The sequence below is a fragment of the Bacillus sp. OK048 genome (assembly GCF_900103525.1).
GTDB lineage: Bacteria > Bacillota > Bacilli > Bacillales > Cytobacillaceae > Neobacillus.
Genome location: NZ_FNHN01000011.1, coordinates 138,862 through 157,426 on the forward strand (window position 1 = coordinate 138,862; position 18,565 = coordinate 157,426).

Sequence of the window (18,565 nt, forward strand, 5' to 3'; positions counted from 1 at the left end):
TATAGCAGATGTGAAAAGACTAAAAAAGAACACACATCCCTTCATAGGACATGTATTCTTTACTTAACTGCTTTCCGCGTTGTTTCTGAAGCAAAGTCTGCGATGATGACAAGGATCATGTAACACAGTAATAGTAAGGTGATTTGAGTGTAGTCAAAATAACTCATAGCAAGTTTAAAATCCATTCCAAGTCCACCTGCACCAACAAATCCTACTACAATCGTTGTTCTCATAATAACTTCCCATCGATAGAGGATATAGGTAAGAAATCTAGGGAGTACAATAGGAAGTATTCCATAAAAAAAGATTTCAATTTTTGAAGCTCCCGCTGTAGCTAAATTTCTAATTGGCCTAGGATCCATGTCCTCGACCACCTCTGCCCATAGCTTTCCTAGAATTCCAAAGTTATGAAGGGCAAGAGCTAATGCGCCAGGCAAAATACCAGGTTTAAAAATAAATATAATCATCATCGCCCAGACTAACTCTGGAACTGATCTAGAAAAAATATATGTCAGTCGAATAAAACCGTATAGAATCCAATTATACCAACTTTTTTTTAATGTAAGACTGCCATCTGCAATGTTTCTAGTTGCCGGAATAACAGTAATAAAGGCAACAATCGTTGCAAATCCAATTGCCATAATGCTCATTTCAAGTGTCTCTACTGTTAACTTTAAGGCTGTAGACCAGCTTTCTGCATCTAGAAAAGCAGGGTTATCTTGATTGATACCAAGGAGTCCGCTGAAGAACCTTTTTGCATACTCGATATTTTTTTCAGACAATAATTCAAATAGATCTGCTTTTTCTGCAACAGTAATATATACCCAAGAAGCAGCAATTAAAAGCAAAGAGAATAGAACGGATAACCAGCCAAATCCAATCCCTTTTTGTCGTTTATGATCCGTTAAGCCTTTACGCACAAAATTACTCCATAAATCTACAAAAATAACGAGAGCAATTAAGAAATAGACAAAAGTCCAAACAGATTCGTACTTGAGATCTGATAGTGCTAATTGTATTTGGAAGCCTAATCCGCCAAGCCCAACAAAACTCATGATGGCAGAAGAGCGAATCGCACACTCAAACCTGTACATGGTGTAACTAATAAAATCAGCCCAAACTAATGGAAGGTAGCCATAAATAAGCGTCTGAAGTCTAGAAGACCCTGCAGATTTAAGTGCAATAATTGGCTGCTTGGGTACATCCGTTAACATATCTGCAAATATACGTCCCAGAATCCCTCCATATGGGATTGCAAGGGCCAGGATGGCTGCAAAGGGAGATAAACCGATGGCTGCCACAAAAAGCCATGCCCAAATTAATTCATGAATCGAGCGAGTAAAGCCTAAGATTCCCCTAAAAACTATTTTCGAAAAAATCCTAGAAAATTTATTAGACGTTAACGTTCCTGATGCAAGGACACCAACAATAAAAGCATAAATAATGGCCAAAGACATCCCAGCAACCGCGTATGCAAGGGTAATCCATGCAGATTCCAAACCAACCAATAAAATACTCGGATCTAAATTTGGATGAATCAATCCTTCCACTATTTGCAACATGGTAGGAATTCCGCCCGCATGATATAACTCTGAGTTCCAATGAACAGAAGAAAGGCTCCAGATGAAAACAAATAGTAATAGCATTGTAAGGATGAATCGTTTATGAAGTTGAAGAGAGGGAATAAGTTTCATCTTAAACCTGCTCCTTCAGTTGGTATAGTTCAGTTAATAGTTCATCGGTAACTTTTTCTGTTGGCAAATCGAAAAATATCTTCCCATTTTTGAGTGAGATGATTCTCGTAAAGTATTTACGAGCATATTCAACTGAATGTAAACTGGCAATTAATGTTTGCTTTTCTTCTGTAACGATTTTAGTCAGCATGGTAAGTACATCATCTGCACGAGCTGGGTCGAGAGAAGCAACTGGTTCATCTGCTAGGATGATTTCTGGATTTTGCACCAATAACCGTGCCATCGCTACACGCTGTTGTTCTCCACCTGAAAGCGTGGCTGTGATTTCCAATAGTTTATCTTCAAGTCCCACTCGTTGAAGTGCTTTAATAGCAATTTCCTTTTCTTGAGGGACTAGTAGTGAAAATAATGATTTGAACAATCCCCATTCAGATAATTTACCAGCAAGGACATTGTGAATCACCGCTAATGGACCAATTAAGTCGAATTGTTGGCGGATGACACCTATTTTCTTTGAAAAAAGTTTGCCTTTTTTATATTTTGTAAGAGGTACGTTATCAATAATGAGTTCACCGCTGTGAAGGGGTACAAGGGCAGCAATCGAATTCAATAAGGTAGTTTTTCCGGCACCACTTGGCCCAATTAAGGCAACTAACTCTCCTTGTTTGATAGAAAAAGAAAGGGAAGATAAGGCTATCTTCCCTTCAAACTGTTTTGTTATATTTTTTGCTTCAATGATTGTTTTTGAAGACATTTACAACACCTACTACTTTATAATCTCTAATTCCTTTGCTACTTTTTCAATCTTTTCATAGTTATCATTTTTTGTTTCAATAAACTTGTCAGTTTGGAATAAATCCGTTATTTCTTTTGAGTCGCCCGGCATAGCTAGAAGTGAATCTTTTATTTTTTGCTTCGAACCTTTGCCAAATACTTCTTCAACATTGCTATTGATTGTCCAGTTATAGTCATAATAATCTGGAGTGGTGTAGAAAACTTTTACTTTGCTTGTATCAACCTTTCCTTCTTTTACAGCTGCTTCCCAAACGGAAATGTTAAGGGCACCAGCTTGGAAGGAACCAGATTCGATTAATTTGTAGGTTGTATCATGAGAACCTGAAAAATTCGGCTTACCATTAAAGTCCGTAGTAGGGTCAATTCCTTCTTCTTTTAAGAAGAACCGTGGCATTAAATGTCCAGATGTTGAGCTTTCACTTCCGAATGTAAAGGATTTTCCTTTTACATCAGCAAGTGTGTTAATGCCTGATCCCTCTTGAGTAATAAATACAGATTTAAATTCAGCATCACGTGGACGTTGTACTATCGATTCAGCACCTGGAACAAGATTTCTAGCCTGTACACTTGTTAAACCGCCAAACCATGCTAAATGAATCTCTCCGCGTTGGAATCCTGTTACCAATGCTGCATAATCAACGGAAGGTACAAATTCAACCTTCATGCCAGTATCTTCACTTAATTGCTTTGCAACAGCATCCATCCCTGTTTGTAGGAAAGCTGCATTTTGATCAGGAATGGCACCTATTTTTAAAACTTCCTCTGATTTTGTTTCTTTCTTTCCTTCTTTTTCTTCAGTTCCTTTATTATCAGTTTTCCCACATGCTGCCAACGAAAAAACCAGTATTAATAAAATAATACCAGATAACCATTTCTTCATAAAATATTCCACCTCAAAGATTTAGTAGTTTTATCACCGTAGTAATATTCTTGCCATTTTGATTATATATAAAGGAGTAACCTTATTAAATTCATTTTATCTATTTAATAAATTAAAACCAATCGGTTTTTTCGATTGAATGATAGCACGAAAACGTTGATAAATGAAGAAATATATATATATATATCTTTTTACCATAGGCTGTTCATTCGTTTATTCTTATTTCTTGCGTTTAGAACTACCTCAATATGGAATGATATTTATAGAGCTTATAAAATACGTAGAACGAGGATGAGGTGATGCTAAGTGGAACAAACTCAGGAAGTCAGATTTTGCGAAAATTGTAGCAGGGATACCGTACATATGGTGAGGGAAGATCCATTAGAAATCGAGTATATTTGTAAAGAATGCAATGACCATCAAGAACTGTTTAAATCGTTTTTTTAAATTATTTAGTTAATGAAACTTAAGTAAGAACCATAGCCTGACTTATACATACCATAATAGTAACACCAAGGACAAGGAGGGGGTTTACTTTGGTCACAAATCCTAATAATGTTTCAATTGGGACGATTTCAGGCGGCATTGTTAACTTTGGCGGTGCTGTTTACATTTCACCCATCTCCATTACCAAAACCATCGGTGGCTCTGGCGAAAGTAGCACAAGTCCAGATTGTGATATGGAATCCGAAAATGAGCCAATCATGAAATTTCCTAAGCGTTGCTAACATTAGCTTCGCTTTATTTTTTTGTACATTATGAAGTGGTATAAAGAGGTTTTAATGGTAAATAATACATTAAGAGAATGTCTTGAATTGATTGAGGGTGCTGGTAAATGTTCTTTAAGAAGAAATTAATAGCCAATAAAAATGTGAAACATGTTGGGAACGAGGACTCAATACCTCCATCAAGAGAATTAATGTCTTCGGAATTTAAAAATAGATTGCACAACAGTGCAGACATTTTCGAGAATGAAGTAGGTTGCTCAGGAATAACCATATTCTACATTGGTACATTAATAGAAAAAACCATGCTTTATCAGTTTATTATTGAACCAATAAAAGAGCTTTCCTTCGATTCCATTCAAAAAATAATGGAGTATTTATCTGTTGCTGAGATTGAAAAATCAAATCAAATGGATATGGTCGTCAAATCTGCTCTAGAGGGAAATGTAATTATTTACTTAGAAGGGGATTCATCCGTTCTATTAGCAAAAATACCTTCTACAGTTGGACGATCCTTAACTTTTGCAGAAAATGAATCTGCGGTTATTGGTCCACAAATTGCATTTAATGAAAGTTTACTGACAAATATTTCCCTTATTCGAAATTACCTTAAAGATCCAAAATTATGCATTGAAAATTTGAATGTAGGGAGTCACACCAATAAAACTGTTTCAATTGTGTATATGAATGGTATTGCCTCTGAACAAATGGTGGGCACACTAAGACAAAGAATTCAAAACATAAAAATAGATGGAATTATTGATAGTTCAGGGCTTTTACAACTTATTGAAGATAACTCTTTATCGATATTTCCACTAATGTTGTTAACAGAGCGTCCGGACCGAGTAAGTGATTTGCTATTAAAGGGAAAGCTGGCGATTTTTGTAGATGGCAGCTCCTTGGCTATTGTTTGTCCTCAATCATTCTTAGAGTTTTTTCAAAGTTTAGAAGACTATAATGTCAATTGGCAAATTGGAACATTCCTACGGTTTTTAAGATTTATCGGCTTATTTATTTCGGTGTTCTTTACCTCAATATATGTTGCTTGTCTAACCTTTCATTATGAAGTCATTCCACAAACTTTGTTACTGCCTCTTAGCGAGTCAAGGTCAAAGGTACCATTCCCACCAATGTTTGAAGCTTTAATATTAGAATTTTTCATTGAATTACTAAGAGAGGCAGGAGCAAGATTGCCGACAAAAGTTGGCCAAACGATGGGTATTGTCGGAGGTATCGTTATTGGAACAGCTGCGGTAGACGCAGGGTTTACGAGCAATATTTTAATTATCATCATCGCCTTAGCTGCTTTGGGGTCATTTGTAACACCAAGTTATTCAATGGGCAACGTAATTAGGGGATTACGATTTCCGCTCATTATATTGGCTGGATTTTGGGGGTTTTACGGAATTATGTACGGTTTTTGCTTTTTACTATTGCACATGTTAAAGCAATCGAGTCTTGGAACTCCTTATCTATCTCCTTTTTATCCACCTCGGTTTAGTGATTGGAAAGATAGTATCGTTAGACTTCCCTATCAATTCACTTACAAAAGGGCTGATCTAAATAGGCCAGAGGACGAATACAAATATGCCCCTGAAAAAGCGAAAGAAAAAAATTGACCTTACGTAGCAGGTGAATGTATGAAAGTTCAATACCAACCAAAACCTCAATTTTTGTTAAGTACCTTTTTGATATGTTTTATTATCAATGCTAATCAAGTAGGGATTGGAATATTTGGGTATCAACGGATAATATTTTTTGAAGCAAAACATGATGCCTGGATTTCGGTTGTCCTCGCAGGCGTTTTCTCTCATATTGTCGTATTTATTATGATTAAAACGTTACAAATTTATGGATCTACAGACCTTTATGGTATACACCAGGATGTGTATGGAAAGTGGATTGGAAAGATGTTGAGTAGTGCATATATTCTATATTGCTTATGTGCGTGTTTGATCATACTAAAAAACTATATCGAGGTCATTCAAACATGGGTTTATCCGACTGTACCAACTTGGGTGTTTTCATTTTCCATTCTATTATTAGTCATTTATGGGGTCACAGGTGGGATTCGTATTATAGTTGGGGTTTGTTTTTTTAGTATCTTATTTTCACTCTGGATGTTTGGGCTCATTGGCTTTCCTTTACGATTAGGAGATTTTCATCACCTGCTTCCCGTGATGGAAACAAATATGGTGTCCCTTTTAAAGGGAGTTCATAAAATGACTTTCACTATTGTAGGCTTCGAAATCCTTTATTTTGTCTATCCTTTTTTGGAGAAAAAGGATAGGGTGCAAAAATTTGCTCAATTAGGAATCGCTGCAACTACTTTCTTGTATTTGATTATTATGCTCCTAACCATTAGTTATTTTAGCCCTGGACAATTAGAACATACCATTTGGGCAACTTTAACCCTTTTTAAAATCGTTCGACTTTCTTTTATCGAAAGAACAGAATATATAGCTGTATCCTATTGGCTGCTCATCATTCTCCCTAATCTTATGCTTTATTTGTGGGCCGCTGTTCATGGTGTAAAACGCACATTTGGAAAAAAACCAAAAGGAGTTTTGTGGATTTTTATATTATTAATTTTTGTTGCAAGTTTGTTTTTTACAACACGTTTAAGAATCGATAGATTGAACGATACTTTTGCTAAATTCTCTTTTTTTATTGTGTTTTGTTATCCTTTTGTTCTCTATGCTTTCGCTTTACTAAAGAAACAAATTAGGTCCTATAAGGAGAAAGTGAAATGTTGAGAAAAAGATGGTTATTGAATTTGTTATTATCCTTATTGTTGCTTTGTGGCTGTGCAGAACCAAAAATACTTGATAAATTAGGTCTTGTAACCACTGGTGCATACGACTTGGGGGAAAATGGTTCCATTTTGGGGACGGCGGTTGAGTTAAGCATAAAACCCAATGCAGCTAATGATATTGATATTCTGGAAACGCATGCACTGACGATTAAAGGAAATCGTAACTATGGAAATAAAAAAGCGTCTAAGCGATTGGTTTCGGGACAACTTCGAGTTATTTTATACGGTGAAGAATTGCTTAAACAAGGAAAGGCAAATGTAGCAGAAACGTTATCAAGTGATCCTTCTATTAGTGATATGACATACTTAGCCGTGGTTGATGGAAGAGCAAGGGATTTACTACAAATACAAAACAAGCATATTCCTGATATTGGACTGCATATTTATACCCTCATGGAACAAAATACCCAAAATAAAATGATGCCACCCGCAACTATTCAAGAGATTTTACGTAACAAATACACGATAGGGAAAGAACCAACCATGCCAATTTTAAGGAAGGAAGATAGCAAGGATGTCCTTTTTTCTGGGGTTGCCCTCTTTAAAGGCAGTAAATTAGTAGGGAAAATTAATACTGAACAATCCTTTTATTTAACCTTGCTTACTGATAAATATAAGGATGGAAGTAAGGACGTGGTTATCAATAGTGAATCTCCGAAATTGAAAGGAAGGAATCAACGGCTTAACAAAACGGTTGCATCTCTAGATTCAATACGAAGCAGTAGTAAAATTAAGCTTATTAACAAAGATAAACCGGAATTTAATATAGAGACAAAATTTACTGCAAGATTGCTTGAAATAACTAGTCCAATCGATGTTGGTAAACCTTCAAATATAATATTTCTTGAAAAGGAGATTGAGAAGAGCATGAAAAAGGAGATCGAAAAACTCATATCTTTTTTACAATCTAAAAATTCAGATGTGATTGGACTTGGGGATATATATAGAAGTTCTGTCCGTCACTCAAAGCTTACTGATAAAAAGTGGTACAAAATGTATAAGAATGCGAAAGTCAATGTAAAAGTAGACTTTAATATCATAAGAACGGGGCTTAATGATTGATCGAAATATAAGCTGCCAGGTTCATTTTGAACCTGGCAGCTTTTTAAAATGAATATTATGCAACACCTTGACTGCTTGTTTTTGGAGCTTGCGTTTGCCTTACAGGCTTCGCAACATTAAACACAATATTTAAGAAAATAGCAGTTAAGCTTCCCGCAACAATTCCATTATTGGTTAGGATTTTTACGCTATCTGGGAGTTGAGCAAATAAATCAGGGACAGCCGTAACACCAAGACCCATACCGACAGAACATGCGATAATTAACAGATTTTCTTGTGAAGCAAATTCTACTTTACTTAGCATTTTAATTCCATATGCAATGACCATTCCAAACATCGCCACCATTGCACCGCCTAAAACAGGGGTAGGAATAACCGTTGTTAAAGCACCTATTTTAGGAACGAATCCTAAAATGATTAACATTGCACCCATTGTGTAGATGACATTTTTGGTTTTAACACCTGAAAGTTGTACTAGTCCTACGTTTTGAGAATAGGTTGTATACGGGAATGCATTGAACAAAGCACCTAACATGATCGCAAGTCCTTCTGCACGATAACCTTTAGCTAAATCGCTCTCCTTAAGCTTTCTACCAGTGATATCACTTAGAGCAAAGTAGACACCTGTAGATTCTACTAAACTAACAATCGCAACAAGGGTCATTGTGATAATCGGTGTCCATTCAAAAGTAGGGGTACCGAAATAAAAAGGTTTTACCATATGGAACCAGGAGGCATCACCAACAGCCCCAAAGTTTACCTTACCCATTAATGCAGCAACTATGGTTCCACCCGCTAAGCCTAGGAGAATCGCAACAGAACGAATAAATCCTTTTGTAAAACGGTAGAGTAGAATGATAAATAATAGCGTACCAAAAGCTAAGCTAATATTTGAAAGACTGCCAAAATCAGGGCTGCCTTGTCCGCCTGCGATGTTATTCATCGCAACTGGTATAAGAGTAATACCAATTATGGTAACCACCGATCCCGTAACAACTGGCGGGAAAAATTTGATTAACTTACTAAAGAACTGTGCAATCAAGACAACAATTAAACCTGAGACTAGAATCGAACCGTAAATGCTTGAAATACCATATTCTCCGCCAATCGCAATCATTGGACCGACCGCAGTAAACGTACATCCTAAAACAATCGGTAAGCCAATTCCGAAAAAGCGATTCTGCCAAACCTGTAAAATTGTTGCGATCCCACACATCAAAATATCAATCGATACCAAATAGGTTAATTGTTCTCCCGTTAGATTTAAAGCACCACCGACGATAAGAGGGACGATGACAGCTCCAGCATACATCGCTAACACATGTTGAATTCCTAAAGATGCGATTTTGAACGGATGTTGTTTCATTAGAACAATTCCTCCGTTTTCTCTGTGATAAATGTAACTTCCCTACTGGATAGAGAGGCGATTCTAGCTAATGATTCAACTCGTAATCCTTGCTCTTTTAATTTCTGAGCACCAGGCTGGAAGGACTTTTCAATCACAATGCCAATTCCAGCAACTGAGGCATTAGCCTGTTGGACCATCTCGACTAGGGCTAGTGCAGCCTGACCGTTCGCAAGAAAGTCATCGATAATTAATACTTTATCTGTTGCGTTCAAATACTTTCTAGCAATTGCGAGTTCATTCGTTTCGTTTTTTGTAAAAGAATGAACGCTTGCTGTCAGAAGGTCGTCCGTTAAAGTGACTGATTTTCTTTTTCGCGCAAAAATAACTGGTACAGTCATCTGTAATCCTGCCATAACAGCGGGAGCAATCCCAGAGGACTCGATTGTAACAATTTTTGTAATTCCTTCACCTGCAAATCGCTTTGCAAACTCCTTCCCAAGTTCAAACATTAAACTAGGATCAATTTGGTGGTTTAAGAATGAATCAACCTTTAACACATTTTCATTTAGGACTCTGCCATCCTTTTTAATCTTTTCTTCAAGTAATCTCATGTGTATCCCCCTATGGAAAAATAAAAAAGCCCAAATATCATGGCCCACATCAAATTCGAGTGAGGCAATGACATTTGGGCTAAATAACCTAAAATGTATGGACGCAAAATAGCGCCGTAAGCATTACCCACTCATAGTCGGATTGTTAACGGCAATCCGGTAGAAACTTGCAGGCCATATCCCTGCGATTATATGAGTGAAACCTTATAAAATTTATCTCATTATAACATGGTAAAAAAGGAAAGCAATTGTTTTTTAACCAAAAGACGAACGATGGAAAATTTTAACGACTCATCGTCCGTGTTGTGAAAACGTTTTATTATTTATTAATAAAGGCTTTAGTCTACGATTGAATAACCATTCATTTTCAGGTACTATAGGAATAGGTAATTTATTCAGAAAATTCTTAATTGAAGGAGTGAGTTTATGCAAAAATCAATCCCTGAAAATTGGTGGAATCAGTTAAAGTTGCCGGTAATCGCGGCACCAATGTTTTTAGTGTCAGGTCCAGATTTAGTTAAAAATTGCTGTATAAATGGAGTAATTGGATCATTCCCAGCGCCAAATGCAAGACCGATAGAGGAATTGGATCAATGGATGGGACAATTAAATGAGGAATTAGAAGCAGCCAGCGCAACAGAGCCTGGGCGTAAAATCGCACCATGGGCGATGAATATGGTTGTACATAGCACCTATAGCCGTCTACAGGACGAAATCGATTTAATCAAAAAGCACAAGCCGCAATTAGTTATAACTTCTTTAGGAAGCCCAAAACATGTGGTTGACATTGTTCATGAGTATGGAGGCTTGGTTTTCTCAGATGTTAGCGATTTAAAATTTGCCCATAAAGCTGCAGAAGCGGGTGTAGACGGGTTGATTTTGGTAGCTAGTGGTGCAGGTGGACATGCAGGTCAAATTAACAGCTTCGCATTTGTGGATATGGTCCGTACTTTTTGGGATGGCATTATCGTTCTCGCTGGTGCAATTTCAACCGGTAAAGGGATATTAGCTGCACAAGCAGCTGGTGCAGACCTTGCTTATATGGGAACAAGGTTTATTGTCGCAACAGAAAGTATAGTAAACGACGATTATCGTGAAATGCTCGTTACCTCATCACAGGAAGATATCGTCTTAACCGATGCCTTTTCTGGTGTAAAGGCAAACATGCTGATTCCGAGTATCGTGAAGGCAGGGCTTGACCCAGCACAGCTAGTAAAAAAAGAAAAGATTGATTTTGATCATATGGAGGGTAAATCTAATGTGAGAGCTTGGCGGGATATTTGGTCTGCTGGGCACGGAGTCGGTGCCATCGACAAAATCGAACCTGCTGCTGCTATCATTAGTCGTTTAGAGGCTGAATACCTGGAAGCACTGGAAAAAGTGAACCAAAATTCTACGAAATTAACTAGACTAAAAGTGAATGAAAGATGAAGCATTGAAAGAACCTATCCCATTATTGGGCAGGTTCTTTTTTCTTAGGTACCATCTTTACAATTTTATAGCCTGGCATTAATTTTACCCGTTTTGTTCCCTGGTCTGTTTTCACTTGATAAAGTGTGAATTTTTTCGACTGGTGCTCCAGCATTTCAACTTTTTGAACGTTTTCGTCGCGGTAATATTTATGGATTTTACGAATTTGTTTTTCTTGTTGTTCACCAAAAAGCCAATCATAGAGATAAATAAATATAAAAATAAATAATCCTCCAACAATGATGGTGGATAGGATTGACGAAATATATGTCACAAACTACATCCTTTCTAATAAGACATCAACCTTCATTATACCGTTTTTACACCTTTTGAAAACTAACCTTTTTTCCAATTAGATAAACTAAAAAATACGGAAAAATTTTTTCAATAAATGTCCACATGGTATGAACATTTTTAACTATAATATGATAAAGTATAGTAAAGAAACCCATTCATATTGGGATTCGTTCGACGATTAACTGTCCACATGTGGCGGACAAATGTTTTTCTAAAAGCGACAATAAGGGGGAATAAATGTGTCTAGTATGATTTTAGAGCAATTTTTAAACGAAAACCTAGAAGATTTAAAAGCTAAGGGTCTATATAATGTCATCGATCCATTGGAAAGTCCAAATGGTCCGATGATTACAATAAATGGTAAACAGTTAGTGAATCTTTCATCCAATAACTATTTAGGATTAGCAACAGATGAACGTTTAAAAAAAGCTGCTGCTGAGGCAATTGAAACGTACGGTGTTGGGGCTGGAGCGGTTCGTACCATTAATGGAACACTAAAACTCCACGTTGAATTGGAAGAGAAGTTAGCTGAATTCAAACATACGGAAGCAGCCATTGCATATCAATCAGGATTCAATTGTAATATGGCTGCTATTTCAGCTGTTATGGATAAAAATGATGCGATTTTATCCGATGAATTAAACCATGCGTCCATCATTGATGGGTGCCGACTTTCTAGAGCAAAGATTATTCGTGTCAATCATTCAGATATGGAAGATTTACGCGCAAAGGCCAAAGAAGCTAAGGAATCTGGTCAATTTAATAAAATTATGGTCATTACAGATGGTGTATTCTCCATGGACGGTGATATTGCGCTATTACCAGAAATCGTAAAAATAGCTGAGGAATTTGATCTCATTACATATGTAGATGATGCACATGGATCTGGTGTCCTTGGTGATGGTGCTGGTACTGTTAAACATTTCGGTTTATCGGATAAAATTGATTTTCAAATTGGAACTTTATCAAAAGCGATTGGCGTCGTGGGTGGATATGTTGCAGGAAAGAAGAATTTAATTGATTGGCTTAAGGTTCGCAGCCGTCCATTCCTATTTTCCACATCATTAACACCGGCGGATGTAGCGGCCAGTAAAAAATCCATTGAAATTCTAATGGAGAGTACAGAGCTTAATCAAAAGCTTTGGGAAAATGGAGATTACCTAAAAAAAGGCTTGAAGGAATTAGGCTTTAAGATTGGAAATAGTGAGACTCCAATTACTCCATGTATTATTGGAGACGAGGCTCTAACACAGCTATTTAGCAAACGTTTAAACGAAGAGGGAGTATATGCAAAGGCGATTGTGTACCCAACCGTTCCTAAAGGAACCGGTAGGGTACGTAATATGCCAACCGCGGCACATACAAAAGAAATGCTCGATCGTGCTATTGCTACTTACGAGAAAGTCGGTAAGGAAATGGGCATTATTTGAAAATGGAAACGTTGGATGGGCAAGATTTCATGACATAAGTGAAGGGGACGGAGAAGAATGAAACGCATTTTAATAACCGGTGCCTTAGGACAAATTGGTTCTGAACTCACGATGAAATTGCGGGAAAGGTATGGTACAGACAATGTAATCGCTACTGATATAAAAAGAAATGGCAGCGAAGCAGCACAGAGTGGACCATTTGAAATCGTGGATGTTACCGATCTAAACAGAATGGGAGAGGTAGCTGAAAAATACAAAGTAGATACGGTGATGCATTTAGCTGCTCTGCTCTCTGCAACTGCTGAAGCTAAGCCAGTTCAAGCTTGGAATTTAAATATGGGTGGATTAATGAATGCATTAGAAACAGCGAGAGAGCTGAATGCACAATTTTTTACCCCTAGTTCAATTGGTGCATTTGGACCGTCCACACCAAAGGAGAGCACGCCACAGGATACGATTATGCGTCCCACAACGATGTATGGAGTAAATAAGGTAGCTGGGGAACTTTTGGGCGATTACTATTATCATAAATTTGGAGTCGACACCAGAGGATTACGTTTCCCCGGATTAATTTCACATGTTGCCTTTCCAGGCGGTGGTACCACAGACTACGCGGTGGAAATTTACTATGAAGCAATCAAGAATGGCAGTTATACTTCCTGTATTGAAAAAGGGACTTACATGGATATGATGTATATGCCTGATGCCCTTAATGCGATTATCGATTTAATGGAGGCAGACCCATGCAGGCTTATTCACCGTAACGCGTTTAATGTCACGGCTATGAGTTTTGACCCTGAAGAAATTGCACGCGAAATTAAGAAACATATCCCTTGCTTTGAACTGACCTATAATGTTGACCCTATCCGTCAAAAAATTGCCGACAGCTGGCCTAATTCTATTGATGCAATCGCCGCAGAAGAAGAGTGGGGCTTTAAATTCGAATACGATCTAGCGAAAATGACCGAAGATATGATTAAAAAACTAACAAATAAATTTACAATGAACCAATCCAAAGCCAATTAGTCGCTTTCTAAGAAGAACGACCTATATTCGTGTAGGTCATTTTTTTATGGGATTGATTTATGAGAAAGTTTTATGTTTTGTAGAAACTGTACGGTTTATTGTAGAACCTGTACACTTTTTTGTAGAACCCGTACCTTTATGCGCAATAATCTGTTCTGCTTCCCAAAAAAATACACAAAAAAAACAGCACGGCTCATGCCACGCTGTTATCTTTTTGCATAAATTAACTTGTCCTGCTTCTCTACGACCCTGCCAACAATAGCAGCATCGTGTTTTCCAGCTGAATGCAGGTTGTTCACATATTGAACTGCTTCTTGTTCACTCATGGAAACGAGTAGTCCACCAGAAGTAATGGCATCACACAAAACTAACTGCTCCTCAGGGAGTAAGTCCTCATACGAAACATCATCGATTAACCATTTGTGATTTGACTTTGATCCACCCGGAACAACTCCATCTCTCGCTAACTCTAATGCACCATCAAGGATTGGAACCTTTGAGTAGGAGATTTCAAAGCTGACATTACTCCCGCGTGCCATCTCACTACTATGTCCTAACAATCCAAATCCTGTTACATCCGTTACAGCATGAGGATGGTAGTTCATTAACAATTCAGCCGCTGTTTTATTTAACTCAGCCATCGTTTCTGTGACGGTCTGTTCTTGTAGCTCTGTAACAACACTTCGTTTAATTCCAGTCGTGATAATTCCTACGCCGATCGGCTTCGTTATCACTAAGACATCGTCCGGCATTGCACCGACATTCTTCCAAACCTTATCAGGATGAACAATTCCTGTTACAGAAAGACCAAACTTCGGCTCTTGATCATCGATAGAATGACCGCCAACAGTTAATGCTCCAGCTTCCTTTACTTTATCTGCTGCACCGCGGAGAATATCTGAAAGCATCTGTGCACCGAGCTTTTTTATTGGATAAGCGACAATATTTAAGACTGTTTTCGGCTCACCACCCATTGCATAAACATCACTTAAAGCGTTGGCTGCCGTAATTTGTCCAAACATATATGGGTCGTCTACGATTGGCGTAAAGAAATCGACAGTTTGAATAAGTGCAATTGAGTCAGTTAACTGATAAACACCCGCATCATCTGATGTTTCGTGTCCCACCAATAATTCAGGAACCGATTCTTGCTTAGGTAATAGGCGCAAAACTTGCGCCAGGTCTTCAGGACCAATTTTGCAGCCTCAACCAGCTTTAGTTGATAAAGAGGTTAGGCGAATTTTCTCTTGCTCACTCATGTAAAAGTTCCACCTCCATTATTAGTATAACTGTTTATATAAAAATACGCACATAGTATGAAGGCGAAAGATTTGCTTGAATAAATAGTAGTGAGTTAAACTATTTTTACTATATCGATGTAGGAAATTAGATTTAAGTTGCAATGGAGGATAAAAAATGAACATCTATCAAATAACTGTTGAATTTTGCATGCAATGAAACTACGCACCAAAAGCTGCGAGTTTCGCGGAAGAATTATTTACACACTTTAATCGCAAGATTGGAAAAATGGAATTAATTCCTGTTTCAGGTGGGGCATTTGAGGTAACGGTTAATGGAGAGAAGATCTATTCAAAATTGGACACTGGTGTATTTCCTGACACAGAGGATTTCATAAATATCATTTCACAAAAATAACAAATAACCCTCATATCTAGTCTAGATAATGGGGGTTATTTGTTAGCTGTAATTGTATTATGTCAACTTAATTATGAAAAAAAATCATGCCTTAAGTTTATCCTTAGGGCAATGTTATAAAGCAGTTTTTTCCTAATCCCTTTTCAGATTTTGAAATAAACACCTCTAAAATTCCATTAATATAATTCGCTGTTACTTTTTGATTAATGACTTCAAAGGGGAACTGGATCGTGCGAACTTTTTTTTGTTGATTAGAGGAAGTGGAAGATTTATCTGCAGTAATAACGAGTTTCTTATCCTCTATAAAAACCTTAATTTCCGAGCTGTTAAACTCGTTAAGTAACGCTTCAACAATCCATTCTTGATCTGTTTCGTATAGATCTATTCGAAATTGAGTTACGTCATCTTGTGTCGTTAGTGGATCAAGGCAGTAGTTTTCCAACCACTTTTCCACAAGGTCAAAGTCAATCGGCTGAATATTTTTTTTGGATTTCATAACAATCCCCCTTGCTCGCTGTATTTTATTCATTCAGAATGAAAACGTGAAATGGTATAATAGGAATAAAGTAGGATTAGTAAAGGAGTTTGTAAATGGTGAAAGAATGGCTACGCTCAATTCCGGCTGTACATGAACTACAAAAACATGGACAGTTCGAAGTTCTCCTTAAGGAGAATCATCTAGATGTTACTCAGTTAACAAAACAGGTAAAGGAAGCAGTAGATCAAATTAGGACATTGCTAATAAAAGGGGACTGGCATGGTGCAACTCCAGGCTCAAATCAGTTTATAGATGAAGTTTTTCAACGCTTAGAAGTAAACATCAAGAAGCAATATTCATACACAATTGAAAAAGTAATTAATGCAACTGGAACCATCCTTCATACAAATCTCGGAAGAGCTAGACTAAGCAACAATGCTATTCATCATGTGGTAGAAACAGCACAGAATTACTCAAACCTTGAGTATAAATTGCAAGAAGGAGAGCGAGGTTCCAGGCATAGCCATGTGGAAGCACTGCTTAAAGAAATTACCGGTGCAGAAGCAACAATGGTCGTCAATAACAATGCTGCCGCTGTCTATCTTGTTTTAAGAGCGCTTGCAGAAAATAAAGAAGTTATTGTTTCGCGTGGTCAATTAGTGGAAATTGGCGGCTCATTTCGCATTTCTTCTATTATGGAAGAAAGCGGAGCGAAATTAGTGGAAATCGGAACAACTAATAAAACGCATTTATATGATTATGAGAATGCACTTCATCCTGAAACGGCGATTATCATGAAAGTACATACAAGTAACTTTAAAGTGATAGGTTTTACGAAATCTGTCGAAACAGAAGCGCTAATTGAACTGACGCAAAATTCCGAAAATGTGATTTTTTATGAGGACCTTGGCAGCGGTGCACTTTTTGACTTTAGAAAGCACGGAATTGGCAACGAGCCTGTTGTAAAAGAGGTCATTGAAATGGGTGCAGATATTGTTACTTTTAGTGGAGACAAGCTGCTTGGCGGCCCGCAAGCTGGTATTATTGCTGGGAAAAAGAAGATTATTGATCGGTTAAAAAAACACCAGTTAGCACGAGTGGTTAGAGTGGATAAAATGACATTAGCAGCCCTTGAAGGGACGCTGATTGATTATGCACGAGGTGAAAATGGTGTACAAAACATTCCAACAATCCGTGATTTATTAGTATCTATTGATGTAATAGACGATAGATCGAAGCGTTTTGTTACAAATTTGTTACAAGGTTCTGATCATTTTCAAGCAAAGATTTTCCAAAGTACAAGTCAGGTAGGCGGGGGAACGATGCCGGATGTAGAACTGCCAACAATGTCTATTTCTCTTAAACACCATTCACTAACAGCAGAACAGGTTGGAAAAAAATTAAGAACACAATTTAAACCAGCCATTGTTGGACGAATCCAAAAAGAGGAATTTATCATTGATTTAAGGACAGTCACAGATAAAGAAGAACACCTCTTACTGCAAGCACTACTCCAATTATAAATGTAACCCCCTCTTCGGTCTAGAGGGGGTTAGAACTATTTACATATCATGATGACTGTTATGCTTCGCACGCGAATGGTTGCGATTTTTCACTTTATGTGAACCACTTAAAGGCTCTGGCTGACCAGATGTCTTTGGTTGATTTCTTCTCATATCCTTGCCGTCGTTTTTGTTCACCATTTTCATCCCTCCTCCTATATTGTTAGGATGCAATACAGAAGACTTTTTATGCTGAATAATTTGTTATCGTGCTGTGCAATTTAAGATTATTAAAAAATGATGGGAGTGAAACAGTCGAATGCAACAATATCCATACAACAAAGATAAACAGCAAGCTTTTCAAGCAGCTCAGCAAGGATATGAAGAAGCACAGGGGCTTGCGGCTACTATTATTAGTGATAGCGCAAGTTACGGACATCAGTTGAAACATTTAAAGGAAGAAGTTAACGAAGCCTATCAACAAATTGAAAATGCGCTGGAAGTAGCATCAGAACACCAACGAGTACAACTTGAACGCTTTCAACAGGATTTGCAGAGTATAGTGGCGGAAGTAAATCTAGTAGAATAAAACAATAAAAAGCAGGGGAGCCCGAGACTGCTGAAAATATAGGCAATCTAAATTTACTGCAATAAAAATTAAAAAGATTAGGGATGTTTTTCAACATTCCCTAATCTTTTTTCGTGTTTTGGATTTTTAAAGGTAAAATAATGGGCTATTACTTACCCATTAACGTGATAATTCGTTTCATATTCAC

General features: G+C 37.4%; 19 protein-coding genes and 1 riboswitch. Of the genes, 10 read left to right on the forward strand and 9 right to left on the reverse strand.

The features are described 5' to 3' along the window. Window positions 1-59: 59 nt before the first annotated feature. From BLR86_RS19410 to BLR86_RS19420, 3 genes are read right to left on the reverse strand one after another with little or no spacing between them, the layout of a single operon-like run. Complete coding sequence (locus BLR86_RS19410) at window positions 60-1,694, reverse strand: PhnE/PtxC family ABC transporter permease (protein WP_090765367.1); 1,635 nt, start codon at window positions 1,692-1,694, stop codon at window positions 60-62. Between the two features lies 1 nt (window position 1,695). Then, window positions 1,696-2,448 (reverse strand): phosphonate ABC transporter ATP-binding protein, encoded by a 753-nt coding sequence (locus tag BLR86_RS19415; protein ID WP_090765370.1) that lies wholly within the window; start codon window positions 2,446-2,448, stop codon window positions 1,696-1,698. A gap of 12 nt (window positions 2,449-2,460) precedes the next feature. Continuing rightward, window positions 2,461-3,369, reverse strand: coding sequence for a putative selenate ABC transporter substrate-binding protein (locus BLR86_RS19420; RefSeq protein WP_090765373.1), 909 nt, complete (start codon window positions 3,367-3,369; stop codon window positions 2,461-2,463). A 536-nt stretch (window positions 3,370-3,905) separates the two neighbouring features. Between BLR86_RS19420 and BLR86_RS19425 the strand changes: the two genes are divergently transcribed. The 4 genes from BLR86_RS19425 to BLR86_RS19440 all read left to right on the forward strand — a co-directional run bounded on the left by BLR86_RS19425 (window position 3,906) and on the right by BLR86_RS19440 (window position 7,971). Continuing rightward, window positions 3,906-4,097, forward strand: a complete 192-nt coding sequence (locus BLR86_RS19425) for a spore germination protein (protein ID WP_139185664.1) — start codon at window positions 3,906-3,908, stop codon at window positions 4,095-4,097. Between the two features lie 107 nt (window positions 4,098-4,204). Next, window positions 4,205-5,713: a spore germination protein gene (locus BLR86_RS19430; RefSeq protein WP_090765382.1), complete on the forward strand. Its 1,509-nt coding sequence runs from the start codon at window positions 4,205-4,207 to the stop codon at window positions 5,711-5,713. 21 nt (window positions 5,714-5,734) lie between these two features. Next, window positions 5,735-6,850, forward strand: coding sequence for a GerAB/ArcD/ProY family transporter (locus tag BLR86_RS19435; protein ID WP_090765385.1), 1,116 nt, complete (start codon window positions 5,735-5,737; stop codon window positions 6,848-6,850). After that, entirely contained in the window at window positions 6,844-7,971 is a 1,128-nt protein-coding gene (locus tag BLR86_RS19440) for a Ger(x)C family spore germination protein (protein WP_090765387.1), read from the forward strand. Before BLR86_RS19435 ends, BLR86_RS19440 begins: the two co-directional genes overlap by 7 nt. Window positions 7,972-8,026: 55 nt before the next feature. Here BLR86_RS19440 and BLR86_RS19445 read toward each other — a convergent pair whose 3' ends face one another. Both BLR86_RS19445 and BLR86_RS19450 read right to left on the reverse strand, forming a co-directional pair. Further along, entirely contained in the window at window positions 8,027-9,337 is a 1,311-nt protein-coding gene (locus BLR86_RS19445) for a nucleobase:cation symporter-2 family protein (protein ID WP_090765390.1), read from the reverse strand. After that, the gene (locus BLR86_RS19450; RefSeq protein ID WP_090765393.1) at window positions 9,337-9,930 is read right to left on the reverse strand and encodes a xanthine phosphoribosyltransferase; all 594 of its coding nucleotides are present in this window, start codon (window positions 9,928-9,930) and stop codon (window positions 9,337-9,339) included. The genes BLR86_RS19445 and BLR86_RS19450 overlap by 1 nt, the downstream gene beginning before the upstream one ends. A gap of 114 nt (window positions 9,931-10,044) precedes the next feature. Then, window positions 10,045-10,146: riboswitch (purine riboswitch) on the reverse strand. 210 nt (window positions 10,147-10,356) lie between these two features. Between BLR86_RS19450 and BLR86_RS19455 the strand changes: the two genes are divergently transcribed. Next, entirely contained in the window at window positions 10,357-11,361 is a 1,005-nt protein-coding gene (locus BLR86_RS19455; protein ID WP_090765397.1) for an NAD(P)H-dependent flavin oxidoreductase, read from the forward strand. 22 nt (window positions 11,362-11,383) lie between these two features. Here the strand turns inward: BLR86_RS19455 and BLR86_RS19460 are convergent, their stop codons facing one another. After that, window positions 11,384-11,674, reverse strand: a complete 291-nt coding sequence (locus tag BLR86_RS19460) for a hypothetical protein (RefSeq protein ID WP_090765400.1) — start codon at window positions 11,672-11,674, stop codon at window positions 11,384-11,386. Between the two features lie 262 nt (window positions 11,675-11,936). On the opposite strand from BLR86_RS19460, the gene BLR86_RS19465 reads away from it, so the two are divergent. Both BLR86_RS19465 and BLR86_RS19470 read left to right on the forward strand, forming a co-directional pair. After that, window positions 11,937-13,127 (forward strand): glycine C-acetyltransferase, encoded by a 1,191-nt coding sequence (locus tag BLR86_RS19465; RefSeq protein ID WP_090765406.1) that lies wholly within the window; start codon window positions 11,937-11,939, stop codon window positions 13,125-13,127. A gap of 57 nt (window positions 13,128-13,184) precedes the next feature. Further along, window positions 13,185-14,153: an L-threonine 3-dehydrogenase gene (locus tag BLR86_RS19470; RefSeq protein WP_090765409.1), complete on the forward strand. Its 969-nt coding sequence runs from the start codon at window positions 13,185-13,187 to the stop codon at window positions 14,151-14,153. Between the two features lie 206 nt (window positions 14,154-14,359). Here BLR86_RS19470 and selD read toward each other — a convergent pair whose 3' ends face one another. Then, a complete protein-coding gene (gene selD, locus BLR86_RS19475; RefSeq protein WP_090765412.1) occupies window positions 14,360-15,412 on the reverse strand; it encodes a selenide, water dikinase SelD in 1,053 nt (350 codons plus the stop codon). Between the two features lie 157 nt (window positions 15,413-15,569). Between selD and BLR86_RS19480 the strand changes: the two genes are divergently transcribed. Next, window positions 15,570-15,809, forward strand: coding sequence for an Rdx family protein (locus BLR86_RS19480; protein ID WP_368086804.1), 240 nt, complete (start codon window positions 15,570-15,572; stop codon window positions 15,807-15,809). Between the two features lie 103 nt (window positions 15,810-15,912). On the opposite strand, the gene BLR86_RS19485 is transcribed toward BLR86_RS19480, so the two are convergent. Beyond that, window positions 15,913-16,305 carry an Hsp20/alpha crystallin family protein gene (locus BLR86_RS19485; RefSeq protein ID WP_090765418.1) on the reverse strand — a complete coding sequence of 131 codons (393 nt, stop codon included), beginning with the start codon at window positions 16,303-16,305 and terminating at the stop codon, window positions 15,913-15,915. Between the two features lie 98 nt (window positions 16,306-16,403). Here BLR86_RS19485 and selA point away from each other — a divergent pair, with 98 nt between their 5' ends. Further along, the gene (selA, locus tag BLR86_RS19490) at window positions 16,404-17,810 is read left to right on the forward strand and encodes an L-seryl-tRNA(Sec) selenium transferase (RefSeq protein WP_090765455.1); all 1,407 of its coding nucleotides are present in this window, start codon (window positions 16,404-16,406) and stop codon (window positions 17,808-17,810) included. 39 nt (window positions 17,811-17,849) lie between these two features. Here selA and BLR86_RS19495 read toward each other — a convergent pair whose 3' ends face one another. Continuing rightward, complete coding sequence (locus BLR86_RS19495) at window positions 17,850-17,990, reverse strand: small acid-soluble spore protein P (RefSeq protein WP_175492972.1); 141 nt, start codon at window positions 17,988-17,990, stop codon at window positions 17,850-17,852. 118 nt (window positions 17,991-18,108) lie between these two features. Here BLR86_RS19495 and BLR86_RS19500 point away from each other — a divergent pair, with 118 nt between their 5' ends. After that, window positions 18,109-18,378: a hypothetical protein gene (locus BLR86_RS19500; protein WP_090765424.1), complete on the forward strand. Its 270-nt coding sequence runs from the start codon at window positions 18,109-18,111 to the stop codon at window positions 18,376-18,378. The last annotated feature ends 187 nt before the right edge of the window (window positions 18,379-18,565 follow it).

Excerpts from the sequence above, each read along its gene's own strand:
- BLR86_RS19410 (WP_090765367.1), bottom strand. The coding sequence starts at position 1,694 with ATGAAACTTATTCCCTCTCTTCAACTTCATAAACGATTCATCCTTACA.
- BLR86_RS19415 (WP_090765370.1), bottom strand. The coding sequence starts at position 2,448 with ATGTCTTCAAAAACAATCATTGAAGCAAAAAATATAACAAAACAGTTT.
- BLR86_RS19420 (WP_090765373.1), bottom strand. The coding sequence starts at position 3,369 with ATGAAGAAATGGTTATCTGGTATTATTTTATTAATACTGGTTTTTTCG.
- BLR86_RS19430 (WP_090765382.1), top strand. The coding sequence starts at position 4,205 with ATGTTCTTTAAGAAGAAATTAATAGCCAATAAAAATGTGAAACATGTT.
- BLR86_RS19435 (WP_090765385.1), top strand. The coding sequence starts at position 5,735 with ATGAAAGTTCAATACCAACCAAAACCTCAATTTTTGTTAAGTACCTTT.
- BLR86_RS19440 (WP_090765387.1), top strand. The coding sequence starts at position 6,844 with ATGTTGAGAAAAAGATGGTTATTGAATTTGTTATTATCCTTATTGTTG.
- BLR86_RS19445 (WP_090765390.1), bottom strand. The coding sequence starts at position 9,337 with ATGAAACAACATCCGTTCAAAATCGCATCTTTAGGAATTCAACATGTG.
- BLR86_RS19450 (WP_090765393.1), bottom strand. The coding sequence starts at position 9,930 with ATGAGATTACTTGAAGAAAAGATTAAAAAGGATGGCAGAGTCCTAAAT.
- BLR86_RS19455 (WP_090765397.1), top strand. The coding sequence starts at position 10,357 with ATGCAAAAATCAATCCCTGAAAATTGGTGGAATCAGTTAAAGTTGCCG.
- BLR86_RS19470 (WP_090765409.1), top strand. The coding sequence starts at position 13,185 with ATGAAACGCATTTTAATAACCGGTGCCTTAGGACAAATTGGTTCTGAA.
- BLR86_RS19485 (WP_090765418.1), bottom strand. The coding sequence starts at position 16,305 with ATGAAATCCAAAAAAAATATTCAGCCGATTGACTTTGACCTTGTGGAA.
- BLR86_RS19495 (WP_175492972.1), bottom strand. The coding sequence starts at position 17,990 with ATGGTGAACAAAAACGACGGCAAGGATATGAGAAGAAATCAACCAAAG.
- BLR86_RS19500 (WP_090765424.1), top strand. The coding sequence starts at position 18,109 with ATGCAACAATATCCATACAACAAAGATAAACAGCAAGCTTTTCAAGCA.